Annotated in this window: 19 protein-coding genes; 2 read left to right on the top strand and 17 right to left on the bottom strand. The window is 44.5% G+C overall.

Annotated features, from left to right (window positions below):
• Positions 1-212 precede the first annotated feature (212 nt).
• Together BAU14_RS07340 and zwf are read left to right on the top strand one after the other, a co-directional pair.
• Positions 213-863 carry a metal-dependent transcriptional regulator gene (locus BAU14_RS07340; protein WP_161899440.1) on the top strand — a complete coding sequence of 217 codons (651 nt, stop codon included), beginning with the start codon at positions 213-215 and terminating at the stop codon, positions 861-863.
• A 16-nt stretch (positions 864-879) separates the two neighbouring features.
• The gene (gene zwf / locus BAU14_RS07335; protein WP_161899439.1) at positions 880-2400 is read left to right on the top strand and encodes a glucose-6-phosphate dehydrogenase; all 1521 of its coding nucleotides are present in this window, start codon (positions 880-882) and stop codon (positions 2398-2400) included.
• A gap of 148 nt (positions 2401-2548) precedes the next feature.
• Here zwf and BAU14_RS07330 read toward each other — a convergent pair whose 3' ends face one another.
• The 17 genes from BAU14_RS07330 to ftsL all read right to left on the bottom strand — a co-directional run bounded on the left by BAU14_RS07330 (position 2549) and on the right by ftsL (position 26433).
• Positions 2549-3550 carry an alpha/beta hydrolase gene (locus tag BAU14_RS07330; protein WP_161899438.1) on the bottom strand — a complete coding sequence of 334 codons (1002 nt, stop codon included), beginning with the start codon at positions 3548-3550 and terminating at the stop codon, positions 2549-2551.
• 176 nt (positions 3551-3726) lie between these two features.
• Complete coding sequence (locus BAU14_RS07325) at positions 3727-5166, bottom strand: glutamate synthase subunit beta (RefSeq protein ID WP_161899437.1); 1440 nt, start codon at positions 5164-5166, stop codon at positions 3727-3729.
• Positions 5167-9672, bottom strand: coding sequence for a glutamate synthase large subunit (gene gltB / locus BAU14_RS07320; protein ID WP_161899436.1), 4506 nt, complete (start codon positions 9670-9672; stop codon positions 5167-5169). It abuts the gene before it with no gap.
• A 419-nt stretch (positions 9673-10091) separates the two neighbouring features.
• Positions 10092-12890 carry an isoleucine--tRNA ligase gene (gene ileS, locus BAU14_RS07315; RefSeq protein ID WP_161899435.1) on the bottom strand — a complete coding sequence of 933 codons (2799 nt, stop codon included), beginning with the start codon at positions 12888-12890 and terminating at the stop codon, positions 10092-10094.
• 318 nt (positions 12891-13208) lie between these two features.
• The gene (locus BAU14_RS07310; protein WP_161899434.1) at positions 13209-13976 is read right to left on the bottom strand and encodes a DivIVA domain-containing protein; all 768 of its coding nucleotides are present in this window, start codon (positions 13974-13976) and stop codon (positions 13209-13211) included.
• A gap of 39 nt (positions 13977-14015) precedes the next feature.
• A complete protein-coding gene (locus BAU14_RS07305; protein ID WP_161899433.1) occupies positions 14016-14798 on the bottom strand; it encodes an RNA-binding protein in 783 nt (260 codons plus the stop codon).
• Positions 14799-14831: 33 nt separating this feature from the next.
• A complete protein-coding gene (locus tag BAU14_RS07300; RefSeq protein ID WP_161899432.1) occupies positions 14832-15125 on the bottom strand; it encodes a YggT family protein in 294 nt (97 codons plus the stop codon).
• A gap of 11 nt (positions 15126-15136) precedes the next feature.
• On the bottom strand, positions 15137-15700 hold the full coding sequence (locus tag BAU14_RS07295; protein WP_237580430.1) for a cell division protein SepF: 564 nt from the start codon (positions 15698-15700) through the stop codon (positions 15137-15139).
• Positions 15701-15793: 93 nt separating this feature from the next.
• Positions 15794-16468 carry a YggS family pyridoxal phosphate-dependent enzyme gene (locus BAU14_RS07290; RefSeq protein ID WP_161899431.1) on the bottom strand — a complete coding sequence of 225 codons (675 nt, stop codon included), beginning with the start codon at positions 16466-16468 and terminating at the stop codon, positions 15794-15796.
• A 16-nt stretch (positions 16469-16484) separates the two neighbouring features.
• Entirely contained in the window at positions 16485-17723 is a 1239-nt protein-coding gene (gene ftsZ, locus BAU14_RS07285; protein WP_161899430.1) for a cell division protein FtsZ, read from the bottom strand.
• Positions 17724-17747: 24 nt separating this feature from the next.
• Positions 17748-19073 (bottom strand): cell division protein FtsA, encoded by a 1326-nt coding sequence (gene ftsA, locus BAU14_RS07280; protein WP_161899429.1) that lies wholly within the window; start codon positions 19071-19073, stop codon positions 17748-17750.
• A 150-nt stretch (positions 19074-19223) separates the two neighbouring features.
• Positions 19224-20276, bottom strand: coding sequence for a cell division protein FtsQ/DivIB (locus BAU14_RS07275; protein ID WP_237580429.1), 1053 nt, complete (start codon positions 20274-20276; stop codon positions 19224-19226).
• 31 nt (positions 20277-20307) lie between these two features.
• Positions 20308-21402, bottom strand: coding sequence for an undecaprenyldiphospho-muramoylpentapeptide beta-N-acetylglucosaminyltransferase (gene murG, locus BAU14_RS07270; RefSeq protein WP_161899428.1), 1095 nt, complete (start codon positions 21400-21402; stop codon positions 20308-20310).
• Positions 21403-21444: 42 nt separating this feature from the next.
• Entirely contained in the window at positions 21445-22815 is a 1371-nt protein-coding gene (murD, locus tag BAU14_RS07265; RefSeq protein WP_161899427.1) for a UDP-N-acetylmuramoyl-L-alanine--D-glutamate ligase, read from the bottom strand.
• Between the two features lie 13 nt (positions 22816-22828).
• The gene (gene mraY / locus BAU14_RS07260) at positions 22829-23791 is read right to left on the bottom strand and encodes a phospho-N-acetylmuramoyl-pentapeptide-transferase (RefSeq protein ID WP_161899426.1); all 963 of its coding nucleotides are present in this window, start codon (positions 23789-23791) and stop codon (positions 22829-22831) included.
• A 32-nt stretch (positions 23792-23823) separates the two neighbouring features.
• Positions 23824-26031: a penicillin-binding transpeptidase domain-containing protein gene (locus BAU14_RS07255; RefSeq protein ID WP_161899425.1), complete on the bottom strand. Its 2208-nt coding sequence runs from the start codon at positions 26029-26031 to the stop codon at positions 23824-23826.
• Positions 26032-26433 (bottom strand): cell division protein FtsL, encoded by a 402-nt coding sequence (ftsL, locus tag BAU14_RS07250; RefSeq protein ID WP_161899424.1) that lies wholly within the window; start codon positions 26431-26433, stop codon positions 26032-26034. It lies immediately after the preceding gene.
• Positions 26434-26488 lie beyond the last annotated feature (55 nt).

Here is a 26488-nt window from a genome sequence, read left to right as displayed (position 1 = left end):
GACCTATTTTTTCCATATTCCTAGAAGCGAGCCGCTAACATTCGGAATCTACCTAAAATTTGGCTGATTCGAGAAGTGGTTGAAAAGGAAAAATAGCAACTGGCGACATTTTTTGGTAGAATTGACGAGAACAGTTCTCAATTACTGTATCACTGAGTATTTGCCCTATTTACTGATGATTTTTAACGCATTCGACGAAAGGAATGAGACCTGTGACCCCTAATCGTGAAGATTATTTGAAGCTTATCTTGGAACTGGGAGGCGACCGCCAAAAAGTTAGCAACAAGCAGATTGTGGCAGGTTTGTCGGTAGCGCCGGCTTCCGTCAGCGAGATGTTGTCCAAACTGGTAAAAGAAGAATTGGTCTCCCACACTGCCTATCAAGGCGTTCAGTTGACTGCATCCGGCTTACAGACAGCCAGCACGTTGATCAGAAAGCATCGCTTATGGGAAGTTTTCCTGGTAGAACACTTGGGCTACTCTTGGAATGAAGTCCACGACGACGCCGAAGTTTTGGAGCATGTGACTTCAGAAAAACTGGCAGAACGGCTTTCCGATTATTTAAACGAGCCCCGTTTTTGCCCACATGGCGGGATGATTCCTGAAGCAAATGAAACTGTCCACGAACAAGATCGTAAGACATTGGCAGACTACCAAGCAGACGACAACATTCGGATTGCGCGGGTTTTGGATGAGCGGGAACTTCTTGATTACCTCGTTTCATTGGATATCAAGATTGGTGATGTTTGTCAAATCTCGGAAGTGGCTGCTTATGAAGGCCCGATTACTATCGTCGGTGAAGATGGTCGTAGCCGCCAAGTCAGCTACAAAGCGGCCAGCACGATTTTTGTCGATCAATTATAAAGGAGATGTCCCTGTTATGCCTGAAAACAGACCCGTTTTGTTTACTATCTTTGGTGCTACCGGAGATTTAGCTTTCCGTAAACTTTATCCTTCCCTCTTCCGCTTGTTTCGCAAAGGTGACTTGCAGGAAAATTTTGCCGTAATCGGAACTGCCCGCCGCGAATGGAGCGATGAACATTATCGTGAAATCGTCCGGAAAGCCATCGCCGATCTTGAACCAACATCAGGAGAAGCCCAGAGCTTTGCCAGCCATTTTTACTATCAAGCCCATGATGTTCAGGATGCTGCTCACTATGACACCTTGAAGCTGTTGACTGACCAATTGGATCAAAAATATCAGCTGTCAGGCAATCGACTGTATTATTTAGCAATGTCCCCCAACTTCTTTGGCACCATTGTTACTCATCTGAAGGAACATGGAATGAAGAATTCCAGTGGCTTCCATCGCGTCATCATTGAAAAGCCTTTTGGGTCAGATTTAGAGTCAGCGACACAGCTGAATCGTGCAATCGGCGAAGTATTTTCAGAAGATGAAATCTACCGCATTGATCATTACTTGGGTAAAGAAATGATCCAGAATATCTCAGCCATTCGTTTTGCCAACAATATCTTTGAGTCACTCTGGAACAATCGCTATATTGATAATGTCCAGATTACATTGGCAGAAAGCCTCGGCGTAGAAGACCGCGGTGGCTACTATGACAAGAGCGGTGCTTTAAAAGACATGGTCCAAAACCATATCCTGCAGATTCTTTCGCTGTTGTTGATGGAACCACCTGCAGCTTTTTCTGACAGCGAAATCCGGGCTGAGAAAATCAAAGCATTAAATGCGGTTCGTATCTACAACGAAGCAGAAGTCAAAGCCAATTTTGTTCGTGGACAATACCAATCTGGCCGCATCAATGGCAGTGATTTTGCCGGCTATCGTGACGAACCAAACGTAGCACCAGAATCAGTGACAGAAACCTTTGTTGCCGGTAAATTTACTGTTGATAATTTCCGCTGGTCCGGAGTTCCTTTTTATATTCGTACTGGTAAGCGCCTAACTGAAAAAGGAACTCGTATCAACATCGTCTTCAAGCAGGTGCCGTTGAACTTATTCAAAGCGGAGATCAATGCCGACTGCAAAGAACGCCAGCTGCCACCGAATATCCTGACCATTTATATTCAGCCCACTGAAGGCTTTAGCCTGACTTTAAACGGCAAAGAGATCGGCCAAGGTTTCGATACCCAACCGGTGAAGTTGGATTACCGTAACAGTGCCGATGCTGTAGAAAATAGTCCCGAAGCCTATGAGCGTTTGATTTTGGACGCACTGAAGGGGGATTCTACCAACTTCACACATTGGGATGAAGTTGCTCAATCTTGGCGAATCGTGGACGCTATCCGTCACGTCTGGGACCATATTGAACCTGATTTTCCCAACTATGCTGCGGGTACGATGGGCCCGGATGCTGCCTTTGAGCTGGTAGAAAAAGACGGCTTTGAATGGATTTGGGAACCTGATGAATGGTACCGGGAACGCGGCCTGCTTTAATTCCTCCAATTATTTCATTGAAAAAGACTCCGACAAGGGCTAAGACATGCGTCAGCCTTTGTCGGAGTCTTTTTGGTTTACGTAAAACCTGTCAATTTTTAAAGTTGGGAGGAACAATTAAGTTTTCTGTTGCTTATGATACGGTCTTTTATTTATTCCATTTTTCCAAAAATAGGCTAGACGCTTTAATTGCTTGCTCTGACGCAACAGTGTCCATTTTTAGTTGATAACCGTGACCAATTTGCTCATTCGAATCAAAAAAAAGTGTCTCTACATTGTTTCCGGTTTTTTTCAGGTTGTCAGCATACTCTTTTGCTTGCGTGGTAAAGGTTTGGTAGTTTCCATCAGTAATAAAGATTGGTGGAAAATCTTCTCTGATGAAGTTGTTTAGGTTTAATTTTCGTCCAAGTGAGGCATCTGCTCGCCAGTTCTTTTCCCCGGTTATCCCCCAACCAGTCTTTGTCATCAAGTAGTCCACCAGTTTATTTTGATTGGGCTGTTGAAATTTCGATAAGTCATAAACACTACTGTAAAGCAGTAGACTTCGAAGTCTCAAGTCATTGATTGGCTGGATTCCTAATGTTTTCCCGTAGGACTCATCATGATAAGCAGACAAAAGCTGTAATGCTAAAAATCCGCCTGCAGAAGAGCCTGATAAATTGATCTTTTTACTATCCATCCCATATTTCTCACCATCATAGACAATAAAATGAAGGGCCTCATTTATCTGTTTCACCTGATCAAAAATTGTCGAATCTGGCGCAAGATTGTAATCCACACTAACGAACACATACTGACTGTTGGCTAAAGTTGGGCCAAAAAATCGGGCCATTTCTTTTTCTCCTTTAAAAAAACCACCCCCGTGAATGAAAATGATCACTGGCAGCTTTTCTTTCATTTCTTTTGGAGAATAGATATCCAATCTGCTTTTTGGATAGTCATTAGAATAACTCACATTTTTTTCAACTTTTATCCCTTCTTCTATAGCTGAATAGTCTCTAGGCTTTGTTTGAACAGTATTCCAAGGGACTAAATTAATTAATCTAAACAAAGGAGTAGGAGTAAAGTGCAGGACTCCTATCAAAAACAACAGACTGAGAAGAATCAAAAGAAAAATACTGAAAAAAATTCTACTTACTTTTTTTGGCATAACCTGCTCCTGACTGCACCGCAATGATTGCTTTTTAACTAAGAATACTATACTGGCTTACTTTGAGCACTATACTTTCTCCTTTACTCAAAAGCCTCTAAAAAAGACTGCAGAATCTAGTCATTTCTGACTCGACCTGCAGTCTTCATGGAACCAATAGCTTAGTACGCTTTTATTTACTGATAGATCAATGCTCTTAAGGAGGCATCGACTTTTTCTGCTGCTTTACGACCTTCGCGAATTCCCCAGATTACAAGGCTTGGTCCCCGCTTAGCATCGCCTGCCACCAGCACCCGTTCATTATTGGTGGTGTAATCATCATATATTTCTTTGATTTCAAACCGATCGAACAGCGCTTGCTCTGCGCCGGTAAAGCCCATCGCCAGCAAGACCAGATCTGCTTTTAGCACTTGTTCGGTTCCTGTTATAGGCTGAAAATCAGTACCGACGCTCACTGTTTCGACAGCAATCACCTGTCCCCGCTCAGCACCGATAAATCCGGTCGTAGACGTACTGTAGCGAGAAACTGCCTCTCCAGTGACAAAGGCGGCTTCTTCTTGTCCATAGCCTAGTTTTGCCACAAAAGGATACTCTGGCCAAGGATTAGTTGTCGGTCGGTCTTCAGGTAATGCTGGTGTGATTTCCAATTGCTTGACTGAACTTGCTCCTTGTCGAATAGCAGCTCCGACACAATCATTGCCGGTATCACCACCGCCGATGACAACCACGTGCTTACCCGCCAATTTTTTCGAAGTGGCATCTTTGCCATGCTTCAAGACGTCTTTGGTAGCTTCTGTCAGATAGTCCACAGCAAACTGAATTCCTTGCAAATGGCGACCGGTCACTGCCAAATCTCGTGGAACACCAGCTCCAGTACATAAGATAATCCGATCAAACGTTTCGGAAAGCTCTTTGACGGTCACATCCACGCCGACTTCGGTATCTGCAACAAAAGTGATGCCCAACTCGACCATTAAATCAATCCGCCGCTGCAGGATATCTTTATCCAGCTTCATATTCGGAATACCATACATCAATAGGCCACCAAAGCGGTCACTGCGTTCATAAACTGTCACTAAATGTCCTAACTGATTCAACCGCCATGCGGCAGACAGTCCAGCCGGGCCTGAACCAACAATAGCGACTTTGAAGCCAGTCCGTTCCACTGGTTCGCCGCTAGCTTTGACCCAGCCATTTTCAAAAGCAGTGTCGATGATGTAGCGCTCGTTGTCATGAATGGTAACTCCATCGCCGTTTAAAGACTCGGTACAGCCCTTTTCACATGGGGCGGGACAGACTCTGCCGGTCATCTCAGGTAAAGGGTTGGTTCGAGCCAAACGTTCGAATGCGGCTTGCTCCAATCCCTGGTACAACAAATCGTTCCATTCAGGGATCAGGTTGTCATTGGGACAGCCTGATGCGGCCCGCTGCTCGCCGTAAAAGGTACCGGCATGACAAAATGGAATCCCACAATTCATGCAGCGGGCGGCTTGTTTTTGTCGTTCTTCTGCCGATAATGGGACTTGTAGTTCATGCCAATCTGTAATACGCTCTGCTACGTTCCGATACAGATTATCTTTACGGGGATATTTCATAAAACCAAATGGATCAGCCATTTAGACCCCCTCCTTTCCCATTGCAGCAACTACCGGAACAGCCTGTTGCCCAACGACTTTTTCAAAGGCGCGATTCACTAATTCAGCACCAGCAATTCCTTCGGCAGCAAACTCAGCCAATGCATCATTCACCGCATGGTATTCTCGTGGATAGACTTTCACAAAATGGTCAACTGTACTCTCCCACTCTTGCAAGAGCTGCTTTGCTTTCAATGAGCCGGTAAAGGCAAAATGATTCTCCACCATTTCTTTCAAGATACTGTCATCGCCACAGTCTCCAACTGAAAACAGGTCCACCATCTCCAGATTGCACTTGCTGGGGAAAACACCCTCAGGATCGTAAACATAGGCGACACCACCACTCATACCGGCAGCAAAATTACGGCCGGTCTTGCCGAGAATCACGGCGACGCCACCGGTCATATATTCACAGCCATTATCGCCAACGCCTTCAACAACCACCTTGGCCCCACTGTTTCGTACACAGAATCGTTCCCCCGCCAGTCCGCGGAAATACCCTTCACCTTTGTTGGCACCGAAGCAGGCAACATTGCCGACGATTGGTGATTGTTCCACATCATAGGCAGCATCTTCTGGAGGTATAATAATCAAGCGCCCACCGCTGAGTCCTTTGGCGACGTAATCATTTGCTTCACCAATCAGCTTCAATTCCATTCCTTGTGTTGTAAAGGCACCGAAACTCTGCCCAGCAATTCCTGTATAGGTGTAATTTAGTAACCCCGGAGTCAGTGAATAATTACCGAAACGTTCCGCAATCCATCCACCCATGCGAGCACCGACAGAGCGTTTTACGTTATTGATTGTTTCTGTGACCGTCACCGGCTGAGCATTTTCAATAGCCGCCTGCCCATAGTCGTCCAATAGCGGCCACTGTCGTTTTTCCAAGAAGGGATCCACTGTTTTTCGTTGAATTCCAATAGTAGTTCCCAGCATTTTTGAAAAATCCAATGACTTCGCCTTGCCTTTAGCTACAAAGCGGGTCGTCAAGACTTCGGTATGTCCCACCATTTCATCGATAGTTTTGAAACCCAGTTCAGCCATGATTTCCCGCAAATCTTCCGCCAAAAACAGCATCATATTCACCACGTGCTCTGGCTTACCCACGAAGAATTTCCGCAAGGCTGGATTTTGGGTAGCTACTCCTACAGGACAAGTATTCAAGCTGCAAACTCGCATCATAACACAGCCAATTGCCACTAGAGCCAATGAAGCAAAGCTGTATTCTTCCGCGCCTAAAAGTGTCGCTATGGCGATATCCCGACCGGTCATCAGCTTCCCATCAGTTTCTAAGGTCATACGCTGACGTAAATCGTTCAGCGCCAAGGTTTGGTGAGCCTCCGCCAGACCCATTTCAAGAGGCAGGCCGGCATCCCTTACAGAATTACGAGGTGAAGCCCCAGTACCACCGTCATATCCGGAAATTACTACCACGTCGGCACCGGCTTTAACAACACCGGTAGCAATCGTACCCACACCAGTGGAAGACACCAGCTTGACGTTGATGCGAGCATAAGGATTGATCGCCTTTAAATCGTAAATCAGCTGTGCCAGATCCTCAATAGAATAAATGTCATGATGAGGCGGTGGTGAAATCAAGCGAACTCCCGGTGTGGAACCACGGATCTCAGCTACCCACGGAAAAACTTTGTTGCCGGGAAGTTGCCCGCCTTCTCCGGGCTTTGCCCCTTGAGCGACTTTGATCTGCAGCTCTTCTGCACTCATCAAGTACTCGGCGTTAACACCAAAACGTCCGGAAGCCACCTGTTTAATCTTACTGTTGAAATTGCGTCCGTCAGGTGTTGGTTTAAAGCGATCACGGTTTTCACCGCCTTCACCAGAGTTGGATTTTGCACCAATCGAGTTCATTGCTTCAGCCAGACATTTATGTGCTTCTTCACTGAGGGAACCGTAAGACATGGCACCTACTTTGAATCGTTTCACGATGCGCTCAGCTGGCTCGACTTCTGCTAGCGGAATACTTGGACGTTCTGCTGTGAATTCCCACATTGCCCGTAAAGTTGTCGGCGTTGCCAAGGCTTCTTGATTCATGGCTGCGGCATATTCTTTATACAGGCCATAATCACCGGAGCGGACCGCTTTTTGGAAGTTATAAATCGTCTTTGGGTTGAACAGATGATGTTCACCGTCGGCTTTGTATTGGAAGCTGCCACCAGAAGGCAGATAATCATTGCTGTGGGGACCATATGCTTCCTGATAACGTGCCATATATTCGGCTTCGATTTGCTGTAAGTTCAGTCCACCAATTCGTGAAGCTGTTCCGGTGAAGTATTGATCAACCACCGTCGCTGAAATGCCGACTGCTTCAAACAGCTGCGCCCCATGGTAGCCAGCAACCGTCGAAATCCCCATTCGGCTCATCACTTTTACGAGCCCTTTTTCACAAGCCTTCCGATAGTTTTCTGCCTTATCGGATAAGCCATACGCCGTCAGTGAAGCATAGGCCAAATACGGATGGATGGCGCTTGCACCATAACCAATCAGCATCGCAAAATGATGGACTTCACAGACTTCTGCTGAATCCACCACGATAGAAGCCAGCGCCCCTTTGCCTTGCTTCACCAAGTAATTATGCAGCCCACTGACTGCCAAAAGGATTGGAATCGCCAACTGCCCTTCACTGCGGTCACGGTCACTCAATACTAAAATTGTAGCACCGGCATCAACTTTAGCTTCTGCCTCCTTGAATAGCATTTCGAGAGCTTGTTGCAATGCATTCGGATTATCTGGATCCATCTGATACAACAAGGACTGACAGCTGGTCTTCTGTTTGCCACGATCCACTGCCAACATTTTTTCAAAATCAGTCGTGGATAAAATCGGATTGGCGACTTTCAGCTTGCAGCAGTTGTCTGCAGTATCTTTACGAATATCACCATCCCGACCCAGGAATAGTTCGGTTCCGATTACCATTTTTTCACGAATCGCATCAATAGGAGGATTAGTGACTTGGGCAAACTGTTGCTTGAAGTAGGTAAACAATGATTGCGGTTTGTCGCTGAGGACAGCTAGCGGTGAGTCATACCCCATGGAAATCACCGGTTCCTCCCCTTTTTCCGCCATCGGGGCAATTACCGTACGTAAAATTTCCTCGGTGTAGCCATTTAGCTTCCACAATCGATTCCGTTCTGACTCATTAAAATCTTGCTTGATCGGAAACGTTTCAACCAGTTCCTGCAGTTCCAAACGATTTTTATTCAACCACTTCTGATAAGGTTTAGCCTTGGCATATTTATGCTTGATCTCTTCATTACGAAAAATCTTGCCATTGCGAGTGTCCACCAAAAAGATATTAGCTGGTCCCAAGACTCCTTTTTCAATGACCTGAGAAGGTGCCAGATCCACTACTCCAGATTCAGAGGCGACAATGATAAAGCCATCCTTCGTAATGGAGTAACGAGACGGTCGTAATCCATTACGATCCAAAGCCGCCCCTACAATCTCACCGTCTGTAAAACACAAAGCAGCCGGGCCATCCCACGGCGTCATAAAGCTGGCATTGTACTCATTAAAAGCCTTCAACTCAGCCGATAAATTGGCTTCTTCTGACCAAGCTTCTGGTACCAGCATCATCAAGGCATGGGGAATATCTCGCCCATTTCTATAAAGATATTCCAGACAGTTCTCCAGCTTGGCAGAATCTGAATTGTCTTCATTGTAAACCTCGATCTTGTGGCTGTGCATCCAGTTTTCGGCACCCCGCAAAGTATTGATTTCACCGTTGTGTGCCAAAAAGCGAAAGGGCTGCGCGCGGTCCCAGCTGGGAAAAGTATTGGTGGAAAATCGTGAATGGGTCAGCGCAATACTGGTAGTCATCTCAGGATCCTGTAAATCCGGGAAAAATTCTCCTACCTGATACGCGTGGAGCATTCCTTTATAGACGATTGTTTTAGAAGAAAGGCTACAGATAGAAACTTCTGCAGCATCGTAAGATTTCTCCAATTTGCGACGCAGCCGGAAAAGCTGATCTTCAAACTCTCGTCCTTTTTTGATGTCCAGCGGTTTTTCCACAAAAATCTGCAAAAAACTTGGCATCACGGCTTGTGCTCCCGGCCCACAGTTGTAAAAATTGTAAGGAACATCCCGGGTCCAAAGCACGTCAAACCCCGCTGAGAAAATGTCATGCACCAGGGCTTTAGTCAATTGTTCTTTCTTCTTTTCCTCTTTAGGTAGAAACAGCATCCCTACCCCGTAATTTCCCTGCTCAGGTAAAAAAACACCCGCTTCACTGGCTTTATGCTGGAAGAAGTTATCTGACAAGGCCATCAGGATCCCCGCGCCGTCCCCGGTATCCGGTTCTGCTCCAGTGCCCCCACGATGATTCATCCGCTCTAACATTGTCAGTGCCCGCTTTACTAAAAGGTGGGAGGCAATCCCGTCCTTTTGCGCGATAAAACCCATTCCACAGGCATCCTTTTCAAAAGAAGGATCATACATCAGGTTTTCTTTTGACAGTTTTTGATTCATCCTCACACCTCTTTGTAGTAATAGTCTGAAAATTCTAATTTCCAATAGTTTACATTGTTTTGCAAAACATGTAAATAGTTTTCAGCTGCTTTCAAAGTAAAACTGCCGCCATCGTTCGGATTTATTTCCTAATTTCGCGACATTCTTACGCCAAATATAGGTAGTTTACTAACAATCCATGTTAGAAAAGTCATTTTTGTTCTGAAACACTTTTTTGTTGAAAACAATCCTCATTTGCAACTCTCAAAATCAAAGGCGCTGATTTTCACACTTCAAACATTATTCTATAACTAATAATATAACAATTTCGTTTTAGAAAACCATAAAAACAAGCAGTCCCCTTTTCTTAAAAAGGCGGACTGCTTGTTTGGGTTGGTAAAAGCTCTCATGTTTCAAAGCGACTGTTTACCGGTATAAACTTATTTAGTTTCAAAACCTTCTGTAACAGCTTCAGGAAAGTTTTCTTCGACGATATGAGCACAGCGACCGCACAATGTTGGCAGTTTTTCATCGGTACCGACATCTTCACGAACTTGACGACAACGTTCACAAACTTCGCCTTCTGCTTTTTCTACCAAGATTGCAACATCTTCAAAGACCTGAGCCTCAGCAGGAACTTGTGTGCCAGCGTCTTTGATTTCCAAGTAATCTGGAGAAACAATCAACAATTGTGCCAGATCACTATCGACAGCTTTCAGCAAAACAGCTGCTTGTTCGTTAGGATATACCGTCAGCTTAGCTTCCAGCGATTTCCCGATTAATTTGGCATTACGCGCTTCTTCCAGTGCCTTGAGTACCTTGTCACGAAAGTCCATAAAGGCTGACCAAGTATCTAGCAACTCTTCTTGGTTCGGAAATTCTTCATAGCCTGGGAATTCGGCCAATTGGACGTAGTCTTCTTCTTCTTTCAACTGTTTCCAGATTTCTTCTGCTGTATGGGGAATGATTGGGGTCAACAGTTTGGTTAATGCGACAGCTGTTTGGTAAAAGACTGTCTGCATACAGCGACGTTGGGCGTCATTTTCTGCTTCAATATAAACCACATCTTTTGCAAAGTCCAAATAAAAGGAGGACAAATCGGTGGTCATGAAATTCATAACTGTCTTGTAAATGGTCAAGAAATCATACTTATCGTAACCATTTTCCCGGATTTCCTTAATGGTTTCATTCAAGCGCACCATCATGTATTTGTCTACCGAGCGCAACTCTTCATAAGCCACCGTGTCTTTAGCTGGATCGAAATCATTGGTATTAGCCAGCAAAAAGCGCATTGTATTACGGATTTTGCGATACACTTCCGATACTTGGTTCAAGATATCCATAGACACCCGCACATCGGCCTCTGTATCAACACTGGCTACCCACAAACGCAGGATATCAGCTCCCATTTGTTTGATGACTTTCTCTGGGGCAATGGTATTCCCCAGTGACTTACTCATCTTGCGTCCTTCTCCATCCAAGGTAAAGCCTTGAGACAAGACCGCTTTGTAAGGAGCAACGCCGTTAATAGCCACACTCGTTGTGATGGAAGAGTTAAACCAGCCTCGGTATTGGTCAGAACCTTCCAGATACATGTCAGCCGGGAAGCTGAGTTCTGGTCGCTGACGTAAAACAGCCTCATGAGATGAACCGGAATCAAACCATACGTCCATGATGTCAGTTTCTTTCGTAAACTCTCCATTCGGTGAACCCGGATGAGTAAATCCAGCCGGCAGCAATTCTTTGGCTTCACGTTCAAACCAGATATTTGAGCCGTGTTCTGCAAACAATGCGGCTACGTGTTCAGTAGTCTCCGGTGTTAGGATTGCTTCTCCATTTTCAGCATAAAAGATTGGTAATGGTACGCCCCAAGCCCGTTGACGAGAAATTACCCAGTCTCCCCGGTCGCGGATCATGTTATAAAGACGAGTTTTCCCCCAAGGAATAATCCAATCAACTTTTTCAACTTCATCCAAGATGTCTTGACGGAACTTGTCAATTGATGCGAACCATTGCGGTGTGGCACGGTAAATAACCGGTTTTTTCGTCCGCCAGTCATGAGGATAACTGTGGGTAAAGAAATCCAGCTTCAGCAAGGCACCTTTTTCTTCCAACAATTGGGTAACCATTGGATTGGCTTTGTCATAGAAAATTCCTTCAAAGCCCGGTGCTTCATCTGTAAATACCCCACGGGAATCTACTGGAGACAAGACGTCCAAACCGTATTTTTTACCGACAATGTAGTCGTCTTCCCCGTGTCCTGGAGCAGTATGAACCAAACCAGTACCAGCGTCCAAGGTAACATGGTCTCCAAGGAGTACCAGTGATGTCCGATCATAAAACGGATGTTTTGCTGTCATGTATTCCAGGGCACTTCCCGGAAATTCTTGCAGCACTTCAACATTTTCCCAGCCAATAGCTGCTTTTACAGTTTCCAACAAATCTTTCGCCACGACAAATTTACGACCGTCAGCTTGAATCTGAACATAGACAAAGTCAGGATTTGCTGAAATCCCCAGGTTTGCCGGCAGCGTCCATGGCGTAGTTGTCCAAATTACAAAGGAGGTGTCCGAATCTAACAGTTCTTTTCCGTCAACAACTTGGAACGCAACATAGATAGAAGGTGATTTCACATCTTTGTATTCAATCTCAGCTTCCGCCAAAGATGATTCCGAAGAAGGTGACCAATAGATCGGTTTTAACCCTTTATAGATATAGCCTTTTTCTGCCATTTTACCGAAGACACGGATTTCTGCCGCTTCATATTCAGGCTCTAATGTGATATAGGGATGGTCCCAGTCACCAGCAACACCTAAGCGTTTGAAATCGTTTCGTTGCGTATCCACTTGTGACAAGGCGTACTCTTTACATTTTTCTCGATATTCTGCCATCGTCATTTCTTTACGTTTGATGCCTTTATTGGTCAAAACCTGTTCGATAGGCAATCCATGAGTATCCCAGCCGGGAACATAAGGTGCTCGAAAACCGGACATGGATTTTGAACGAACGATAATATCCTTTGAAACCTTATTCAATGCGTGACCGATATGGATATTTCCGTTGGCATAAGGAGGGCCGTCATGGAGAATAAATGATGGTTTCCCTTCATTCAGCTCTTGCCGGCGTTCATAAATCTTGGCATCTTCCCATTCTTTCTGCCAATCGGCTTCCCGTGTCGGCAAATTGCCGCGCATCGGAAATTCAGTTTTCCCTAAATGCAGGGTTTCCTTCATTTTCATGTATGGTCGCTCCTTTTTATTTTTTGCTGTTTAAAACAGCGATGCTTACTAAATCTTGTTGCAAAACAAAAGCTGCTATTGACACAGCAGATAAAAAAAGACACGTTTATCCCAAAAGGGACGAACGTGTCGTGGTACCACCCGAATTCAGACTGCTAAAAACAGTCTCTCGTTGATGGATAACGTCATCACCCGTTGCAGCTTACTGTCATTTCAGCCACACCTCAAAGTAAAGGATCTTTTCGCAGACAGTGCTTTACCGGACTCCCACCTCTCTCCGGCTCGCTGAAAAGTTACCTGCGACTTTTCTGTTTTACTCTAGTTTTTTTCTTCAATCTTGTTCAACAATTCTTTGGCATCATCCAAAGTATTGACTTTGATAGGTTCTTTGTCTTCCGGTTTAGGAACAGCAACCACTTTTTCAGAAGCTTCTACAACTTCAACGCCACTTGCAGTCGGTTCTGAATCCGAGTTTACTTCAGAGTCATCGCTATTGTCAAGGTCTTTTGCCACCAGTTCCTTGAATACTTCATGGCCGTCCTGCACATAGCTGGAGAATGGTTTCAAGATTTCATCCCATTCCGGACTCTTCACCTGCTCCAATTGGGATTGCAACATCAGTGATAGATTTTGATGGAAGACGCGGGTCTTGGTCTTCAAATCATTGGTTTCTGTCGCCAACTGACGGGCATTGACTGTTGCATCGTTCAAGATTTCCTTCGCTTTTGCCTCCGCCGCTGTCGTCAATTCGTGGGCGCGTTTTTCAGCAGTAGCCACCATTTCGTCCGCTTTATTTTGAGCCGATGTGATGATTACTTCAGACTCCTTGCTAGCAGATGTTTTTACTTTGTCCGCTGTATCTTGGGCCACGATGATGGATTGGTTCAATGCATCTTTCAACTCATTGAAATATTCCAATTTTTCTTCAGCGTGTTTTAGCGCTTTTTCCATCTCACGATTTTTTTGAACGGCTGTTTCATAATCCCGTCCGACCAAGTCTAGAAAATCATCGACTTCATCTTGACTGTAGCCCCGCATTTTCACGGAAAAACTCTTGTTATTGATATCTAATGGAGTTAATGCCATAATTATTACCACCTTTATCGTTAGTTAGTTGTTTGCTCTTTATTTCCGCAAAACCCCTAGGGAGAGACGGATCTTTTCTTTCTTAGTCACACCTTCGATATCTTGAATCTGGATGCGACCAAATCCTCGGATTGAGACGATATCCAACAAATCCAACATAAAATCTGGGCGAGTCTCCTCAGTCCAGTTGACCTTGATTTTTCCAGATTCGATAAGCTGTTTTGAACGTTGACGAGAAATATTGTAAACACTGGAAATCACGGTATCCAAACGAAGTGAGCTGACGGTTTCTTTCTCGGCAGTCCAAGCATCCAAAGGTCGAATAATCGCTGTATACGGCCGTTCTTCTAAACGCACCGAAATTTTGCCGATCTTATCTACCTGCAGCTGAACATAAGAGGCTACCTCTTTTGCTACAAAGAATTGCCAAGTTTCCCCGTCACTAATGATATCACCGAAATATTCCCGCTTGACGCCGGTTCCCATCAATGTTCCCAATACACGACCATGGCCTAATGTTGCAAACTTGGTAGGATAATTAATCTCAAACAGCTGAATATCGAATTCCTCTTCATTTGGTTCGTAATAATCAGGATAAATGAGACAGCGCCTCCGTTCAGCTGACTGATAGCCGCCGTAAAACCTAAACTTAAGGTCGCTTTCCTGACGGATCAATGTCTCTGTGATATACGCTTGTCTAGGATCCAAAAAATCGGTTAGATAAGGTGCATATTGCATCTGCACCTGCTCAACCCAATCTGCCACCAAATCAATAAAGGGGCGTTCTTCATTGCGAAAGTGCTGATACACATTTGCATTCAAAGAAAATCACCCCTTTCTCTTTCATTTTCACGATCAGCCGCCGTAAAGAACACGAACAGCCAGATTCCACAGCAGCTGATAAATCAGCCGTCCCCCCAAGTTCAAAACCAAAATCGCGGCCATAATACTGAAATCCACCGGACCAAAAGTCAATGGCAACTTGCGAAATAAGTTTAAAAACGGTTCACAGATTTTGGCCAAAAACCGTCCGATACCTGATTCATAACCTCCAGGCATCCAAGACAACAGTGCATAGATAACCAAAATCATCGAATAAAGATCAACAGCCTGTATAAATAAGTTCAACAGATTGAATATGATGGTCATTTCCTCCTAAATCAGACTTCAAATACATCGGCTGCCTCGCCATACAAAGAAGCGGCACCCTCGATTTCGACATCTTTTGGTGTGCATAGGAAGATTTCGTCTCCCACCCGTTTGATATCGCCATCTTGGGCATAGACTGTACCTGTCAGAAAATCAACGATTCGTCGTGCCTGGTCTTCTTCCACTTTATGGAAATTAATCAAAACTGCTTCACCATTCAACAAACGCTTAGCAATTGTTTGGATCTCGTTGTAGTTACGAGGTTCCAAAATGGTGATTTTTCCGGCAGCAGCTAGACTTTCACTACGGCTGCGGCTGGGGTTACGTTTGACATTTTGTACACGGCTAGGCTGGTGGATCGACACAACTTTTTCTTCCTGTACCGGTGCAACAGTTTCTGATGGTATTTGGTACTGTTGATTCTCACTAACTTTGACTTTCTTTTGCGGCATTGACGCAACTGGTTCAGCAACTGCTTTTTCAGTTGTTTCAACAGCTGCCGATGCTACCTCATATTCAAAGGCTTCTTCATCAGAAAGACCAAAAAAATCAGCGGCTTTACGTAAAAAGTTCACTTTGGTTTCCTCCTTTTAAGTTCATCGTATCCCAACACGACACGCTACTGTTTTGAAAAAAAGTTCGGTAACCACACCGACCTTTAGATGAAGCTACTCTTTGAACAGTACGGTACCAATTCGTACAAATGTCGCACCTTCTTGAATCGCTGCTTGGTAGTCATGGGACATCCCCATACTGAGTTCTGTACATGGGGCCCAAGAGAGCTTCTGATTGTGGATTTCATCCCGCAGTTCTCGCAATCGTCGAAACAGTTGATGCTGCTCAGGCACAGTTGCCACAGCCGGGGCCATCGTCATTAATCCCACGACTTTGATTTTGTCATAGGCAGCCAACTTGGCAATGAAATCCGCAAGTTCTTCCGGAGAGATGCCTTGTTTGGACTCTTCTCCCGAAACATTGACCTCTACAAAACACTTCAGCACTTTATTGGCCCTTTTTTGAATCTCTTCAGCCAAATTTAAGTTATCTAAAGAATGCAGAAAATCAATTTCATTTACTATAGATTTTACCTTTCTCCGCTGCAAATTACCAATAAAATGCCATTGGATTTCCGGAAAATCTAAAAAAAGTTGTTTTTTTAATAAGAATTTATCGGCGCGATTCTCTGCTAAATGAAAAACTCCGGCAGCAACAATCGACTTGGTTGCACCAGCATCAACCGACTTGGTCACTGCAACCAATGTGACATCCTCTTCAGAACGTGAAACAAGAGCACAGGACTTCTGTATCTCTTGTCGGACCTCCCGCAAGTTCTCAGAAATCATGTGCTCTGCCTCCATGTTATCGTTTGCGACGGAAGAACGGCGGTGTGCTCAATTCGTCATCGTCATTTGATTTTACTTCATCACGATTGAATGTTTCAAAATCTTTCTTTTCGATGGTTTCAAATTGGGTGTCATCCACTTTAGGGCGAACAGTTTGTTCTTTACGGATGTCCCAGTCACCGAATGCATTGTCGTCTTCCGGTTGACTCGGTTTTGCCTGTTCCATATCCAAGACTGGTTTTTGCGGAATGCTGTGGATTTGGCTTTGGCGAGTCGTGCGGGTCTTATTTTCTTTTTTTGTTGGATCAATTCCGGTAGCGATTACTGTCACGCGAATTTCATCACCAAGTTCTTCATTGATTGAAGTACCCAAGATAATGTTTACATCACCAGTCGCAGCATTTGCCACGATATCAGATGCATCTTGTGCTTCAAATAAAGTCATGTCCAAACCACCTGTGATGTTCAACAGCACTTGTTCTGCACCATCGATTGAAGTTTCCAACAATGGTGAAGAAATAGCTTTCTTCGTTGCTTCGATTACGCGGTCTTCGCCAGAAGCAACCCCGATACCCATCAAGGCCGTTCCTTGATTTTCCATAACGGTTTTCACATCGGCAAAGTCCAAGTTTACGTAACCCGGTGCTGTAATCAAATCGGAAATCCCTTGAACACCTTGACGCAAGACATTGTCCGCTTCACGGAAAGCTTCCAACATCGGTGTCTTCTTGTCTACGACTTCCAACAAACGGTTGTTGGAAATGATTAGCAAAGTATCTACATTTTCTTTTAATTTTGCGATTCCTTCCGCAGCAAAGCGGCCACGTTTTGGTCCTTCAAAAGTAAAAGGTCTAGTTACGACACCAACTGTCAATGCACCTAAATCTTTAGCAATTTTGGCAACGATTGGAGCGGCACCCGTACCGGTACCCCCACCCATGCCGGCAGTGATGAAGATCATATCTGCACCGTCTAAAGCTTCACGGATTGCTTCTTCTGATTCTTCAGCTGCTTTTTCGCCAACTTCTGGTTGAGAACCTGCACCTAAACCACGGGTATATTTTGGTCCTAATTGAATTACTGTTTCTGCTTTTGAGTTTTTTAATGCTTGAACGTCAGTATTGGCTGCGATGAATTCGACACCCTTGACGTTTTCTTCGATCATGCGGTTGATGGCATTGCCACCGCCACCGCCGACACCGATGACTTTGATCACGGCGCCTTCATTGATGTTATTATCGATTGAGAATTCCATAATGTCTGTTTCCTCCCGGATAGATTAGTCAAAAATATTGGAAAAGAAGTCTTTTACTTTGTCTTTTACGCTTTCGCCGGATTTTTCTTCCGGTTCAGTGTAATCTTCCTCAACCGCATCGTCATATTCTTCATAACGTACTTCTTGCGGAACGACTGCTTCTTGCTTGACTTGTGGTGTTGACTTTTCACCGGTAACGGCTGATTTAGCCAGGTGATAAACCTCACTCAAATTAGCAGAATAGTCTACGATACTGATCACGTTGGTAAAGACCGGATTACGCAATCCCATATGATTTGGCACATACAGTTTTACATTTGTATCAAAAATTTCTTGTGCCAAATCTACAACACCTGGCAGGCTGGCTGCACCACCGGTAAGGACCACGCCTCCCGGAAGACTCAAGGCATCGATTTCATCCAAAACTTCTTTTGATTTATTGAAGATTTGTTCCATGCGGGCTTCGATGATTTCAGACAAATAGCGTTCGTCGATTTTCACCGGTTCGGATTTACCGATAACATCTACCGGAAACTCTTCACTAGCAGAAGTCCGTTCAGGATAGGCATCGCCATAATTAATCTTCAAGGCTTCTGCATTATTGAAGGAAGTATTCAAGACTGTTGATACATCCTTCGTGACGTACTCGCCGCCTTCTTGATTAACGTGGGTGAATTTCAGCTGCTTGTCATGCATGACAGCAGTGGTCGTTTGGCCGCCACCGATATCAATGACGATAGTGCCGAAGTCTTTTTCACCGTCTGAGAGAATGCTTTCTGTCAAAGCAAGTGGTGTAATCACCATTTCATTGATGGTCAAACCAGCTTTTTCAACACATTTGCGGATATTGTGCAAGATGGTCTTCGGTCCGGTAAAGACAACACCGAACATTTCCAGACGAACACCAATCATCCCGCGAGGATCTTTGATACCTTCAAATCCGTCTACCGTGAATTCCTGTGGCAGGATTCCGATGATTTGGCGTTCAGGAGGCACAGAGCGGACCAATGCCGCAGAAGAAACGTTGCGGACATCATCATCAGTGATCTCTTTAGAATCATTATTGACAGCAATCATGCCCTGACAGCTTTCCACTTCCAGCAGATTAGCAGGAACTCCTACACTCACGCTGCGAATTTGGATGCCGGCCTTCTCTTCAGCTTGGCGGACAGCCCGTTGAATCGCTTGAACCGTCTTTTCGATATCGACGATAATCCCGCGGTTGATCCCTTCAGACTTGGCGTTCCCGACACCAATAATATTCATTTGGTTTTCTACATACTCGGCAACAACGACTTTAACCGACGTTGTACCGATATCAAGGCCTACATACATTCCCGTTTTTGCCATGAATGGGATTCCCTCCTACAAAATAAATCCATATACGAAACAGGGCACTGAGCCCCTTGCGCTATATCATTTACATATTTGTTCACTGCTATCAATGATACCATAAATCACCGGAATTTAGAAATACGTATTGAAAATTATTTGATTTTTTTACTGTTGTGATTGCGGTTGTGTCAAACTTTCTTCAGTTGAAGACGTTGTTGTCTCGCTACTGGAGTCAGTGGTCTTTTCGTAAGGATAAGAAAAGATACCCACTTCCATGTCGATGACGCCTTTTTCCTTCATATCCTTAGCTACTTGCGGATAATACTTCATTTGAGCTGCTAAGTTAGAAATATTGACAATTACCTGATTGCCGTCATTCATATACAACTGCAACAATTCTGAATTACTGGAGGTAGGAGCATATTTAATCTGTGAAACTGCCTCTTGCAATTCTTGCGATAACCCATGGTAAGCCTTCAACACTCGCAAAATCATTTTTTGTTCTTTGAAATTTTCTAAAATCGGCATCTTCTCGGTTGGATTTTTCATATTTTCCTTCAAGACTACGCCATTTTCTAAAATCGGCGAATAGGAATTGGCATGCGCCAAAACAGCAACCTCCTGGTATTCTTTCACATGAATCACAAAATGATTGAAAGAATTAATCTCAACTGACACCGATTTGACACGAGGCTCCGCTTTTTTAACGGCGGCGATGTGTTCACTACGCTTGATAAATTGCGGCCAGATGTCACTGTCGGTAACAAAATCCGCCTCTTTTTCCACGGTAGCAGCAGCGACCTTTTGCGTACCGGTCACTGTGACACCTGCCAACTTAGCTAAGGGAGAGACATAATAAATGACCCCAGCCAAGGGGATTGTCAATAACAAAATGATAATGGCCATCCGCCGATACAAGACTGTATGTCGCTGATACTTAACCTTGGGCAACCGATCAGCAAAAGACTCCGAGGTACTTGTCTTTGGACGAGTTCCAAGTTCCAGCTCTGCTTTTGTTTCAGTCATTTTTTCTTCAGTTTCTTCTGCCTCTTGCTTACCTTCGATGATTGTAGGCGACCAGTTGGTATCTTCCCCTTTTTGCTTTTTGTACTCTAAATTCGCTTGTTGCCAAGGAGTCAGGTGGCTGAGATCTTGTGGCGACTCCGGATTTACATCTTCTTTATTTTTTGGGTCATTGGGTTTCTTACTGATCGTCATCACCACCTTTTCTTGAACGTATATCTATTATTTATTTGACGATTTCCCTTACTAGTTGTTGCAGCCGCTCAGCTGCATCAGGAAGGCCTTCTTTTTTGGAGGCTTCTGCCATCTGTTGTCGGAGCGTTTCGTTGGACATAATTTCATCTATGGTTTGGACCAGCAACTTGCCGGTCAGCTCATCATCAGTCAACATTTTAACAGCGCCGGCTTTCACCAGACTGACAGCATTTTTCGTTTGCTGATCATTGGTTACATGAGGGCTGGGAATCAAGATGGCTGGCAACCCCAGTGCCGTAAACTCGGCAATGGATGTCGCACCAGCACGTCCGATTAATAAGTGACAGTTGACCATGACTTCAGCCATTTTATCAATATAGGGGCGGAGACTGACATTTGTCAATTGTTGCCAGTCAATTTTAGGGTTTTCTTGGATTTCTTGATAATAGCGATCACCGGAAGCATACAGCACTTGGTAGCTCTTTTTAGCAAACAGTGGGATTGCTTCTGCCATGGCTTGATTTAACTTATACGCCCCTTGACTCCCACCAAAAATCAAGACCGTTGGTTGTTCCGGTTCTAGACCATATTCGGCTAAAATTGCTGAAGGTGACACGTCAGCAACCTCAGTCGCTCGAGGATTTCCCACTAACACGGTTTTCTCTTTCGGAAAAAAGCCGGCTGCATCAGGAAAGGCCACAGCAATCTTATCGACATAGCGGCTTAAAAACTTGTTGGTAACTCCGGGAACGCTGTTTTGCTCGTGAATGATCGTAGGGACCTTCAATTTTGCGGCAGCATAAACCACCGCACCGGAAGCATACCCCCCTGTCCCAATCACAACATCTGGCGCAAAATCACTGACGATTTTTTTAGCTTCTTTGATACTTTTCAAAAAAAGCTGAATCGTTTTGAAATTCGACGGACTCAAACTGCGCTTAAACCCTTGAATCTCTAATGTCTTGAAAGGAATACCGGTTTTCGGCAAAATTTTATTTTCCAATCCACGTTTGGCACCGACATACATAAACTCAGCCGTCGGATCATTTTTTTTGACGTATTCTACGTAGGCCAAAGCAGGATAGATATGTCCACCTGTTCCGCCACCGGTCACTAAAATTTTCACTTATTCTTCGCTCATTTCTGCATTAAAATGTCGCAGTTTTACTCACTGCAGGGCTTGTGCCAGTTCATGGACTGCCGCCATATATTTGTCGCCTCTGATTTCAAAATTCTTGTATTGATCCCAAGAAGCATTCGCCGGTGACAACAAGATGGTGTCGCCAACAGCGCTCAACTCATAAGCAAGGGGTACAGCAACTTCAGCATTCTCGGCAAAAAGAATGGTTTCGATACCCGCTTGGGTCGCCGCTTCAGCCAGCTTGTCTTTGGTCTCTCCGAACAAGACGACAGCTTTCAGATCTTTTAAAGAAGGAATTAATTCTTCAAATCCATTGCCGCGATCCAACCCACCGGCTAATAAGATCAGCTTGCTGTGATCAAATCCGCCCAACGCCATTTCTGTAGCTAAAATATTGGTAGCTTTGGAATCATTAAAAAAAGTCCGCTCGTTGATGCGCATCACAAATTGGGTCCGGTGCGGCACACCAGTAAAGCTGGTTAAAGCTCTTATAATTGCTTCGTTTGCGATACCTCGAGTTTTAGCTACACAAATCGCAGCCAGCGCATTTTCAATATTGTGATTGCCAGGTACACCCAGTTGCTTGGCTGCCATGATGGCTTCATCTTTGAAATAAAGAACACCTTCAGACAAATAAGCTCCTTCGACTTTTTCCTCAGAAGAAAACGGCAAAACAACCGCTTTGGTTCCTGCAGCCAACTGACGAAGTTCCGGCTGTTTCCAGTTAAGAATCAGCGTGTCAGCAGCCGTCATATTCTGTTGGATATGCCACTTGGCTTTAATATATTCTTCGCGGCTGCCATGATAATCCAGATGTGCTGAAAAGAGATTGGTGATAACCGCAATCTCCGGATGAAATGCAGTGATGCCCATTAGTTGAAAGCTGGAAAGCTCCATTACCAATACATCATCTTTTGTCGCAATTTGTGCCACGCTGCTAGCTGGAAAACCGATATTTCCGGACAAACGAGCTGTCCCAACATCCATACCTTGATTGAGGATATCAGCAATCATGGTCGTGGTCGTGGTCTTCCCATTTGTACCGGTAATTCCGATGATGGGACACTCGCTAATTTCATAAGCCAACTCGACTTCGGTAATCACAGGGATTTTCTTTTCGATTGCGCGTTGTACCAATGGTTGATCATAGGGAATTCCTGGATTTTTCACCATCAAAGAAAAATCTTCATCTAACAATTCAATGGGATGGCTGCCAGTGATAACTTTGATCCCTAATGCCAAAAGATCTTGCGCTTCAGGGTTTTCATCAAATGGCTTTCCGTCGTTAACGGTAACAAGTGCGCCCAAATCATGAAGCAATTTGGCCGCACTGAATCCACTCTTGGCTAAACCCAGCACAAGAACTTTTTTATTTTGATAGTCTGTAATTTGTTTCATTTCCATTCAGCTCCTACAAGACGATTAAGAGTGTGATTGCAGACATAACTACTGCAATCCCCCAAAAGATGATATCGATCTTCCACTCGCTCCAGCCGCTCATCTCGAGATGATGATGGTAAGGAGCCATCTTGAAGAGACGTTTACGAGTCTTTTTGAAGTAAGTGACCTGCAGCATCACACTGGCAGTTTCTACGACATAGATCAGTCCAATCAGCAACAACGTCCACTCTTGATGAAGCAAAATGGAAATTGCTGCTAAGAGTCCGCCCAGAGCCAAAGAACCTACATCACCCATGAAAATTTTTGCCGGTTTGTGGTTGTAGGGAATAAAGCCCACCAGTCCGCCAATCACACTCAAGCAAATCAATAATACGTCAATTTGCTGTTGATGAAAAGCAATAATTCCATAGGTCGCAAAGGAAACCACGCCGAGGCCACTTAAAAGGCCATCAATTCCATCCGTTAAGTTCGTGGCATTGGAGAAACCCACCAGCCAGAACAAAACAAACAGCCCGTAAACATAGGATAAATTCAGGTCAAACCCGAAGACATTTAGCACATTGCTATTTCCATCCAGAAGATAGACGACATAAAAAACCACTGCGCCGGCAATCTGACCAAAAAGTTTTTGTTTCGAAGTCAGACCTTCATTACGTTTTTTAAAAATCTTGATGAAATCATCTAGGAAACCCAAAAGGCCGTAAAGCACCATGATGAACAGTAGGATAAACAGTGTCGGTGTCAATTCATTTTGCCATGCGGCCACCCAGACTGCCGTCAATAAGATACCAATCAAAAAGACAAAGCCCCCCATCGTTGGGGTACCAGATTTGGCTTGATGCCAATTGGGGCCTTCTTTACGGATTTCTTGGCCATAGCGTTTCATTTGAAAATAACCAATAAACAGTGGCATCACTGAAAATGTCATTGCAAAGCTACTGACGATTGGGATGATCATTTGGGTCCATTCCATGATTTAACTACTCCTCAATTTTACTACTCATTTTATTTCAGGGTAAAGGTCAATGTCTTGCCTTCGATACGTTCATACGGCTTGATACTTTGTGCAACACAATACCCTTCTCCTTCAAACTTCACTTCAATATCAAAAAGCTTACCAATCTTCATCAAGTCCGCCTTTGACCAGCCGGTAGTATCCGGCATATAAAAATCACTGCCATCCGTTTTTAAAATCAGTTTTTCCGAAGGTAACAATTCCGTCCCGTGGGGTGTGGATTGTGCGGCCACTTCTTTTCCGGTCCCAATGACTACTGGAACCAAACCAGAGCGGCTGACATCCGTTGCTGCCGCATCCGTTCCCAGCTTACGATAATCAGCAACATCAATTTTTTCCTCTTCTTTTTCAGAAGGCAACGGTTCTTCGCTTTCTTTGAAATCCATTGCCCGTTTCAGCAGGGGATTTCCGATACTGCCGAAAGCTTTTTGAGACCATTTTTCAGGCTTTTTGATGGTCATGTACAAGATGTATTCCGGTTCTTCAGCCGGTATCATTTCAACGATGGAATACAAGTAATTGCTGCCGGTATCATAATAAGTTCCGGTCTCCGGGTTGTAGATCTGAGCTGTCCCGGTTTTCCCGCCGATGTTATAGCCTGGCACATCATAAACCCCGTACGCAGAGCCGTAATTAGCACTTTGTGTCACATCTACCATGTATTCCCGTACTTTTTTAGTAGCTTCTGCCGACACCGGATTGCCGACGACTTCCGTTTGGAACACTTTTTCTTTGTTGCTTTCAGGGTTGATGATTTTCGAGATGTATTGCGGCTTCAACATCTTACCGTTATTGGCGATTGCAGTAAACGCCCGCATCATTTGGAAGTTGGTAACGTTAATTGCTTGTCCAAATGAACTCATGGCTTTATCCACGACGTTGTCATTCGGCAAAGTTCCCGCATTTTCCGAGGCTAAACCAGAATAGGTACTCGTTCCAAAGCCAAAGTATTTCAGATGCTGCTGTAGTTCGTCACTCATTCGTTCTTCTAATGTGACCATCCCCACGTTTGACGACCAAGAAAGCGCCTGGCGCATGGTCAGGATTCCCTTAGCCCCTAAGTCGTGGTCGCGGATTGTAGTATCCGCCACTTTGATTTCGCCGGAAAGGAAGGTCTCATTTTCATTGAACACGCCCTGGTCAATGGCGGTGGCTACAGTCATCAGCTTCATAGTAGAACCCGGTTCATAGTGATCTTCCACTAAAATATTCATCCAATTGTCTTCAATGCCTTTCCGAGTCTCAGGATTGAAAGTCGGTCGCTGGGCCATTGAGACGATTTGTCCGGTTTTGGCTTCCACTAACATAGCTGTCATATTTTCAGGCTTGTACTCAGCAAAAGTCTCATCCATGAGACTTTCCAAATAAATCTGCAACCGACTATCCAAGGTCGTATAGATATCTTGCCCGTCTTTGGCCGGTTTTTCTTCTGCAACCGTTCCTGGCAATGGGTTTTGATAGTTGTCTTGTTGATAGACGATCTTGCCGTCAGTTCCCTTCAAGATATCGTCATAGGCCTGTTCGATTCCCATACGGCCGACAACACTTTCCTGGTTGTCTTTTGTCTCTGTGTCAGTATAGCCAATCAAGTGAGAAGCAAACGTCCCATTTGGATAGATTCGATTAGGATGGTCTTTAAAATAGACTCCCGCGATATCATCTTTGTCATCGTCTTTGTCTCCTTGAAGCAGCTCTTCAATCTTCTTCTTCTTTTCCAAGGTCAAATTTTTCGTTTCATTGCCCAACTCAATCTGATAAGCCTTGTTTTTCTTACCATTTTCCAGTGTTTTGAGCACCGTTTCTTTTTTCGAGCCCAACTGGTCATGGAGCACATCGGCAATCTTCTCGAAGTTTTTTTCTTCTGCGTATAATTTTGTTTTGCCGGAAACATAGGTATCGCTCAAGACGATATAAATCGAATACGAGGTCGCATCCTCCGCAATCACGACACCGTTGCGATCATAGATGGTCCCTCGTTTGGCTTTGACGACACGAGAACCCTGATAGAGGTTGGCCGTCATCTTTTTTAATGAGTGTCCTGCCACGTCACCCACTACAACTACATAGGTCAAGCGAGCGGCAAACAAAAAGAACAACCCAATACTCGTAGCAAACAACAGGATACCTACTTTTTTGCGATTGTTCCATGGTGTTGAATTCTTTTTTTTGAAAAAATTTCTGATTCGTTTAAAACGCATTTACTTCACTGTCCTCAAATTATCATCGTTGATCTTCAAACCGGCCTCTTCTGCAACTTCTTTAATCCGCTCTGTTTTAGAGAGCTCGGCCTTTTCTTGTTCCAGCCGTACCTTTTCCTGTCCTTGCAGACTGGTCTGAGCTTCGATTTGAGAAATTTCATGTTCCAATTGGCTAATATCGGTTCGAACATAAACTGTCAGGATTGCCAGCCCGATTACTGAAAACAGCAACAAAATTCCAATCAGTTTTTCAATTTTACTGATTCGCTTTAATCGGCGAGCCGGTGATGCGGGAATCTTGATAATATCGGGTCGTTTAGGCGGTGTTTGCACAGGCGGCTGCGGTTCATTGGTGGTGTAGTATTCATAATCAAATTCCGGCAGCTTTTTGACTTCGGCCATGTGCGACACTCCTTTCCAGTTTAAGCATTGTAGTTGTTCCATAATCGAAAAAAGC

This window comes from Candidatus Enterococcus leclercqii (genome assembly GCF_009933135.1).
GTDB lineage: Bacteria > Bacillota > Bacilli > Lactobacillales > Enterococcaceae > Enterococcus_C > Enterococcus_C leclercqii.
The sequence above is the reverse complement of the archived record's forward strand: the minus strand, read 5'-3'. Positions and strand labels throughout refer to the sequence as shown.

Bases quoted from the DNA above. Each gene is read 5' to 3' on its own strand.
- zwf (WP_161899439.1), top strand. From the start codon at position 880: ATGCCTGAAAACAGACCCGTTTTGTTTACTATCTTTGGTGCTACCGGA.
- mraY (WP_161899426.1), bottom strand. From the start codon at position 23,791: ATGGAATGGACCCAAATGATCATCCCAATCGTCAGTAGCTTTGCAATG.
- ileS (WP_161899435.1), bottom strand. From the start codon at position 12,890: ATGAAAATGAAGGAAACCCTGCATTTAGGGAAAACTGAATTTCCGATG.
- gltB (WP_161899436.1), bottom strand. From the start codon at position 9,672: ATGAATCAAAAACTGTCAAAAGAAAACCTGATGTATGATCCTTCTTTT.
- BAU14_RS07255 (WP_161899425.1), bottom strand. From the start codon at position 26,031: ATGCGTTTTAAACGAATCAGAAATTTTTTCAAAAAAAAGAATTCAACA.
- BAU14_RS07330 (WP_161899438.1), bottom strand. From the start codon at position 3,550: ATGCCAAAAAAAGTAAGTAGAATTTTTTTCAGTATTTTTCTTTTGATT.
- ftsA (WP_161899429.1), bottom strand. From the start codon at position 19,073: ATGGCAAAAACGGGAATGTATGTAGGCCTTGATATCGGTACAACGTCG.
- BAU14_RS07325 (WP_161899437.1), bottom strand. From the start codon at position 5,166: ATGGCTGATCCATTTGGTTTTATGAAATATCCCCGTAAAGATAATCTG.
- ftsL (WP_161899424.1), bottom strand. From the start codon at position 26,433: ATGGCCGAAGTCAAAAAGCTGCCGGAATTTGATTATGAATACTACACC.
- BAU14_RS07275 (WP_237580429.1), bottom strand. From the start codon at position 20,276: ATGACGATCAGTAAGAAACCCAATGACCCAAAAAATAAAGAAGATGTA.
- ftsZ (WP_161899430.1), bottom strand. From the start codon at position 17,723: ATGGAATTCTCAATCGATAATAACATCAATGAAGGCGCCGTGATCAAA.
- BAU14_RS07300 (WP_161899432.1), bottom strand. From the start codon at position 15,125: ATGACCATCATATTCAATCTGTTGAACTTATTTATACAGGCTGTTGAT.
- murD (WP_161899427.1), bottom strand. From the start codon at position 22,815: ATGAAACAAATTACAGACTATCAAAATAAAAAAGTTCTTGTGCTGGGT.
- BAU14_RS07310 (WP_161899434.1), bottom strand. From the start codon at position 13,976: ATGGCATTAACTCCATTAGATATCAATAACAAGAGTTTTTCCGTGAAA.
- BAU14_RS07290 (WP_161899431.1), bottom strand. From the start codon at position 16,468: ATGATTTCTGAGAACTTGCGGGAGGTCCGACAAGAGATACAGAAGTCC.